6 protein-coding genes and 2 pseudogenes are annotated in these 6,278 nt (G+C 59.1%); 5 read left to right on the top strand and 3 right to left on the bottom strand.

From position 1 onward, the window contains the following. Both ABVS03_RS11400 and ABVS03_RS11395 read right to left on the bottom strand, forming a co-directional pair. Positions 1-182, bottom strand: a pseudogene (locus ABVS03_RS11400) (hypothetical protein); the annotation flags it as partial. A gap of 103 nt (positions 183-285) precedes the next feature. Next, positions 286-507, bottom strand: a pseudogene (locus tag ABVS03_RS11395) (transposase); the annotation flags it as partial. Between ABVS03_RS11395 and ABVS03_RS11390 the strand changes: the two are divergent. The 5 genes from ABVS03_RS11390 (at position 487) to pflB (ending at position 5,473) form a co-directional block, all read left to right on the top strand. After that, entirely contained in the window at positions 487-690 is a 204-nt protein-coding gene (locus ABVS03_RS11390) for a hypothetical protein (RefSeq protein WP_368019197.1), read from the top strand. The pseudogene ABVS03_RS11395 and the gene ABVS03_RS11390 sit on opposite strands and share 21 nt — an antisense overlap. 16 nt (positions 691-706) lie before the next feature. Then, positions 707-1,402: a 7-cyano-7-deazaguanine synthase gene (locus tag ABVS03_RS11385; RefSeq protein ID WP_368019196.1), complete on the top strand. Its 696-nt coding sequence runs from the start codon at positions 707-709 to the stop codon at positions 1,400-1,402. Positions 1,403-1,454: 52 nt separating this feature from the next. After that, entirely contained in the window at positions 1,455-2,081 is a 627-nt protein-coding gene (locus ABVS03_RS11380) for a queuosine precursor transporter (protein ID WP_368019195.1), read from the top strand. Positions 2,082-2,448: 367 nt separating this feature from the next. Beyond that, positions 2,449-3,192 (top strand): pyruvate formate-lyase-activating protein, encoded by a 744-nt coding sequence (gene pflA / locus ABVS03_RS11375; protein WP_368019194.1) that lies wholly within the window; start codon positions 2,449-2,451, stop codon positions 3,190-3,192. A 10-nt stretch (positions 3,193-3,202) separates the two neighbouring features. Then, complete coding sequence (gene pflB / locus ABVS03_RS11370; RefSeq protein WP_368019193.1) at positions 3,203-5,473, top strand: formate C-acetyltransferase; 2,271 nt, start codon at positions 3,203-3,205, stop codon at positions 5,471-5,473. A gap of 128 nt (positions 5,474-5,601) precedes the next feature. On the opposite strand, the gene ABVS03_RS11365 is transcribed toward pflB, so the two are convergent. Continuing rightward, positions 5,602-5,931 (bottom strand): hypothetical protein, encoded by a 330-nt coding sequence (locus tag ABVS03_RS11365; RefSeq protein ID WP_368019192.1) that lies wholly within the window; start codon positions 5,929-5,931, stop codon positions 5,602-5,604. Positions 5,932-6,278 lie beyond the last annotated feature (347 nt).

Here is a 6,278-nt window from a genome sequence, read left to right as displayed (position 1 = left end):
TCTGACACGCTGGAGTGCATCATCCATGAGCAGAGGCGGCCGAGGGCCTCCGCCGCCGGTTCCCTGCCCGCGCATGGACAGACGTCCTGGAGCGCCTCTCCCATCCGGCATGCGCGTGCCGTCCTGAGATGGGCCTTCGCCGGATCGGGCTCCTCCCTCCTGGCAGGCTGGCGCTCCGTGATCGGCTCCTTCCTCTTCAGCCAGACGCACTTCGTGCCTGCGGGCTTGGCGGCGCTTCACTGCGGACTCTCGCCCCTCCGCGCATCTCGCATGATCGATTGCCCTGTTCAGAAGCTGCACCGCATGGAACCTGTCCACGGTCTGGGCGTCCTGGGGCATCTCTGCAGCGGCCCCCAGCGAGCATGCCTCTGCCATGTCGCGGGCGGCCTCCTGGACCTTCGTGCGGTCCCCTCCGTGCCCCTCGGGCTCGTCGCAGAGCCTGCCCACGGCACCCTTGCCCCTTCCTCCGGCGACGGCCATGGCGCGATGCCCGTCGGGGCCGGCCATGATGCCGATGCAGCTCTGGCCGCGCCTCCCTGCAGCGCCGTCAATCCCGACGCGCACGGCATCGGAGCGGCCGGCGGCATCTCGATCTATCTCTTTGCCAACTGGGCAAAGCCCGATGCAGGATACGAGGATATGGTCACCAAGAGGCAGTTCGAGCAGCTCTCGATGCATGAGCAGGACTAGGAAGGGCGCGACATGCATGAAGGCAATCGTCCTCAACAGCGGCGGCGTGGATTCCACAACCTGTGTCGGCATTGCGGTAGACCGCTATGGAAAAGAGAATGTCACGACGGTCTCTGCCTACTATGGCCAGAAGAACGACAAGGAGCTCTCCTGCGCAGAGAAGATCGCCGAGCGCTACGGTGTCGCGCACCGCATGATCGACCTTGCCTCCACCCACATCATGGACGGCTCGGACTGCACCCTGCTCCAAGGCGGCAAGGATATTGCCCATGGCACCTATGCAGAGCAGATGGCAGAAAGAGACGGCAAGGTGGCAACCTATGTCCCCTTCAGGAACGGGCTTCTGCTTGCAGCAGTGGCTGCCGTGGCGCAGTCTGTCTATCCGCATGAGGAGTGCGAGCTCTATATAGGAGCCCACGCCGATGATGCGGCAGGAGATGCCTATCCCGACCGCTCCCCTGAGTTCATGAAGGCAATGGGCAAGGCCATCGAGCTTGGCTCCTACGGGCTCGTACACTTGAAAGCTCCCTTCGTGAACCTCGACAAGGCAGGAGTCGTTGCCTGGGGACTCAAGCTCCATGTGCCCTATGAGCTCACTTGGAGCTGCTATGAGGGCGGAAATGTGCAGTGCGACGTCTGCGGCACCTGCCTCGACCACAAGAAGGCATTTGCGGCGAACGGCGTTGCGGACCCGGTGCCCTGCCGCCAATAAAGCTCATCAGGCTGTACTAGGAAACCAGCCTCAACAAAACTAGAAGACATGCATGAACACAAGGAAGTACCGTCTGCTCCAGACACTCACGTCCCTTTCCGTGGCGACACTCATTGCGTCAAACATCATCACGAACAAGCAGACAGATCTCTTCGGCTTTGCCGTGACCTGCGGCACCTTCACGATTCCTGTGGACTATATCGTCTCAGACGTGCTGGCAAAGGTCTATGGCTTCAATGAGGCACGCCGTGTCACCATCACAGCCTTCCTCTGCGACCTCTTATGCGTCATCCTCTTCCAGCTGACGCTTGTGTCACCGTCCTTTTCTACCTTCATGGCACAGTCTGCCCTCGAAGCCGTGTCTGGCTCTACCCCGCGCATCCTGGCTGTAAGCTTCACCGCCTATGTCGCAGGCTCCCTCTCCAATGCCAAGATCATGGAGCTCATGCATATGCATGACGGAGAGAAAAGACTGGCATGGCGATGCATTGCTTCCACCATTGTGGGTGAGACGCTCGACATGACGGTATTCACGCTCCTTGCCTTCACAGGCGTCCTTCCCTGGCCTGTCATCGGCCAGATGATCGTTGTCGCGAGCGCCATCAAGGTAGCTGTCGAGTGCATCTGCTATCCCCTTGTGACCTCCCATGTCATTGCCTGGGCCAAGACGCTGGAGTAGGTGCCCGCCAGACATCAGACAGCCATTGCAATGCCTTCCCCCTTCTTCTTTGGGGAAGGCATTTTCACTGCATGCTTGGCGCAATGTGCCACCAAGACAGATCGAGCCGGCAAAGATCGATGGCATCCAGAAGGACGAAGGAGAATGCATTCCAATCTGTCTCTGTCAGCTCGATGCCTTTTCCCGCCACAAACGGGCATACTCCGCCAGCATGCGTTATGGTTTCTGACAGATAGGACTCTGTCTCAGAAAAATTTCCCGAAACAATTCTGCAACTTGATTAGAGTCAAGGAACAGTAAAGCCTGACCCCCTAGATTTGATGCCATCACATCACGTGCACCACCAAATCTTGGGCAGGAGGGGCATATGCAGGGTCGCATTCATTCAGTCGAATCGTTCGGATCGGCAGATGGTCCAGGCGTCAGGTTCCTCATCTTCCTTCAGGGCTGCCCGATGCGCTGCCGCTATTGCCACAATCCTGATACCTGGAAGCTCGATGGCGGGACCTTGATGGAAGCAGACGAGCTTCTGGACAAGGCGGAACGCTACCGCTCCTACTGGGGACCCGAAGGCGGCATCACGGTATCCGGGGGCGAAGCCCTCATGCAGGTTCCCTTCGTGACGGAGCTCTTCGAGAAGGCCCACGAGCGCGGCATCAATACCTGCCTCGACACCTCTCTTGCTCCCTACACGACGCAGGAGCCCTGGCATTCGAACTTCGAGCGTCTCATGGCGTCGACCGATCTTGTGCTGGCCGACATCAAGCACATCGATCCTGTCGAGCACCAGAAGCTCACAGGCCACGGCAACGAGAACATCCTTGAAGCACTGAGGTGGCTCTCCGACCACAAGATCCCGGTCTGGATTCGCCATGTCCTCGTCCCTGACATCACGGACGTAGATTCCTACCTCGAGCGCACCCGCGACTTCATCCAGACACTGGACAATGTCCAGCGCATCGAGGTTCTGCCCTATCACACGCTCGGCATCTTCAAATGGGACGAGCTTGGCATCCCCTACACCCTGAGGGACACCGAACCACCCACCCCAGAGAGGGTCGAGCACGCGCTTCATATTCTTCGCACACCAAAAGAGGCAACAGGAAAATAGGAGGTTCTTGATGGCAACGACGGAAGCATGGAAGGGATTTGTCCCCGGCCACTGGACAAAGGACGTGAACGTCCGCGACTTCATCCAGCGCAACTACACCCAGTATGAGGGAGACGAGTCCTTCCTCGAGGGTCCGACCGCAGCGACGGACGAGCTCTGGGGCGATGTCCAGGAGTTCCAGAAGCAGGAGCGCGCCAATGGCGGCGTCCTTGACTGCGAGACCGAGGTCGTCTCCGGCCTTACCGCCTATGGCCCTGGCTACATCGATCCTGAGCACAAGGAGCTCGAGAAGGTTGTCGGCCTCCAGACAGACAAGCCCCTGAAGCGTGCATTCATGCCGTACGGCGGCATCAAGATGGCCCAGCAGGCTGCCGAGTCCTATGGCTACAAGATCAACGAGAAGTACGACAAGATCTTCAACGAGTACCACAAGACCCACAACCAGGCAGTCTTCGATGCCTACACGCCCGAGATGCGTGCAGCCCGCCACTCTCATGTCATCACCGGCCTGCCTGACACCTATGGCCGTGGCCGCATCGTCGGCGACTACCGCCGTGTTGCCCTCTACGGTATCGACTTCCTGATCCAGCAGAAGCAGGCTGACCTCCTGAACTGCGGCGACGGCACCATGCTCGACGATGTCATCCGCCAGCGCGAGGAGATCGCAGACCAGATCCGTGCCCTCAAGGGCATGAAGGAGATGGCCAAGATCTACGGCTACGACATCTCCAAGCCTGCAACCGATGCCCATGAGGCAGTCCAGTGGCTCTACTTCGGCTACCTTGCCGCCATCAAGACCCAGAACGGCGCCGCCATGTCCGTGGGACGCATCTCCACGTTCCTGGACATCTACATCCAGCGCGACCTCGAGGCCGGCAAGATCTCCGAGAAGGAAGCACAGGAGCTTATTGACCACCTCGTGCTGAAGTTCCGCATGGTCAAGTTTGCCCGCATCCCGTCCTACAACGAGCTCTTCTCCGGCGACCCGGTCTGGGCCACGCTCGAGATGGCAGGGCTTGGCATGGACGGCCGCCATATGGTCACGAAGAACGACTTCCGCTTCCTCCACACGCTCGAGAACATGGGTCCTGCCCCCGAGCCGAACCTCACCGTCCTCTACTCCAAGCGCCTCCCGGAGAATTTCCGCCGCTATGCCGCCAAGATCTCCATCACGACCAGCTCCATCCAGTATGAGAACGACGATGTGATGCGTCCGGTCTGGGGAGACGACTACTCCATCTGCTGCTGCGTGTCTGCTACCGAAACCGGCAAGGAGATGCAGTTCTTCGGTGCCCGCGCCAACCTCGCAAAGTGCCTGAACTATGCCATCAATGGCGGCAAGGACGCGAAGTTCACGGACAAGCAGGGCAACCACATGCAGGTCGGCCCCGAGCTTGCCCCGATCACGTCGGAGTATCTCGACTACGACGAGGTCATGCACAAGTTCGACCTCATGATGGACTGGCTCGCAGGCCTCTACGTGAACATCCTGAACCTCATCCAGTACATGCATGACAAGTACTACTACGAGGCCGCAGAGATGGCACTGATCGACACCGATGTGCGCCGCACCTTCGCGACCGGCATCGCCGGCTTCAGCCATGTCGTGGACTCCCTTTCCGCCATCAAGTATGCAAAGGTGAAGACCGTCCGCGACGAGACCGGCCTCGTTGTCGACTACAAGGTCGAGGGCGACTTCCCGCGCTACGGCAACGACGACGACCGTGCCGACGACATTGCTGTGTGGCTGCTCAAGACCTTCATCACGAAGGTCAAGAAGCACCACACCTACAGGAACTCCGAGCCCACGACCTCGATCCTGACCATCACCTCGAACGTGGTCTACGGCAAGGCAACGGGTGCCCTGCCCGATGGCCGTCCCGCCTTCACTCCGTTCGCGCCGGGTGCCAACCCCTCCTACGGAGCCGAGAAGAATGGCCTTCTGGCTTCCCTCAACTCCGTGGCAAAGCTCCCGTACGAGTACGCCCTCGACGGCATCTCCAACACCCAGACGATCAACCCGTCTGCCCTGGGCACCGACCTCGACCAGCGCACCGGAAACCTCGTGAACGTGCTCGATGGCTACTTCGACCACGGCGCACATCACCTGAACGTGAACGTCTTCGGCGTCGAGAAGCTCAAAGACGCCATGGAGCACCCCGAGAAGCCGGAGTATGCAAACTTCACGATCCGCGTCTCGGGCTACGCCGTCAAGTTCATCGATCTGACCCGCGAGCAGCAGCTCGACGTTATCGCCCGCACCTGCCACGACCACATGTAATCACGCTGGTCCGACAGATATGCACAGAGGCAGCCACCGCTTCGGCAGTGGCTGCCTTTTTGTCTGCTGCGACCATTTTCCCTGGGCATGATGCGGGCAATGATCCATTGGCACCACGTGCGGCATGCTCAGCTGAAACAGGCAATCAATAAGATGCATCCCCATGTCATATCTGCTGATGGCACCGAAGTACTCAATTCCGACCTCACCCAGGAAGACAGCATCGGAAGGCTCTCGTGCATTTCGATCGGCCCGGAGAGCTTGCCTTCTTCAATGGATTTGCGCATGCACATGCTGTGCTTCTCAAAGACATGTGGTACCTGGTGGCATAGGCGGTGCCAAGCTTGTTCAATAGCGAAGGCCATCGCATCCTCTTCCGGCCGAACGAAAGAGTCGGATCCGCTCAGGTACATGTCCGCTGAAAAGCCAGGTCGTGGCAATGCCAGCATCTGGATCATGACGGGTGGAGGCTGCATCCTGGCAAACAGCCATAGCAGCATGGCGGAGCATGGCCTGTACAAGATCGTGGACATTGCCTCTGTCAGATCTTTCGTGATCTGCAGCAGCCAAAGAGGGCATTTCGGCGTCAATGATATCAGGCTCTGCTGCTGATACAGCTTTTCCCGAGCAGCATCTCCACGAGCCAGCGAAAACGTTATGCATCAAGCGGCCATTGTGCCATCTGACAGCCAGATAACCGGATGTAGAACACCAGAACATGCATCTACTGCAGCTTGGGCAGGCACTTGCCTGAAGAGCCCTCTTCTCCGTCCAGCCTGCCGGTATCGCATTTTTGATACTCTCC

Origin of the sequence: Olsenella sp. AGMB03486 (genome assembly GCF_040884255.1) — a bacterium.
Classification (GTDB): Bacteria; Actinomycetota; Coriobacteriia; order Coriobacteriales; family Atopobiaceae; genus Olsenella_L; species Olsenella_L kribbiana.
This window is presented reverse-complemented; position numbering and strand designations above follow the sequence as displayed.

Bases quoted from the DNA above. Each gene is read 5' to 3' on its own strand.
- ABVS03_RS11385 (WP_368019196.1), top strand. From the start codon at position 707: ATGAAGGCAATCGTCCTCAACAGCGGCGGCGTGGATTCCACAACCTGT.
- ABVS03_RS11365 (WP_368019192.1), bottom strand. From the start codon at position 5,931: ATGATCCAGATGCTGGCATTGCCACGACCTGGCTTTTCAGCGGACATG.
- pflB (WP_368019193.1), top strand. From the start codon at position 3,203: ATGGCAACGACGGAAGCATGGAAGGGATTTGTCCCCGGCCACTGGACA.
- ABVS03_RS11390 (WP_368019197.1), top strand. From the start codon at position 487: ATGCCCGTCGGGGCCGGCCATGATGCCGATGCAGCTCTGGCCGCGCCT.
- ABVS03_RS11380 (WP_368019195.1), top strand. From the start codon at position 1,455: ATGAACACAAGGAAGTACCGTCTGCTCCAGACACTCACGTCCCTTTCC.
- pflA (WP_368019194.1), top strand. From the start codon at position 2,449: ATGCAGGGTCGCATTCATTCAGTCGAATCGTTCGGATCGGCAGATGGT.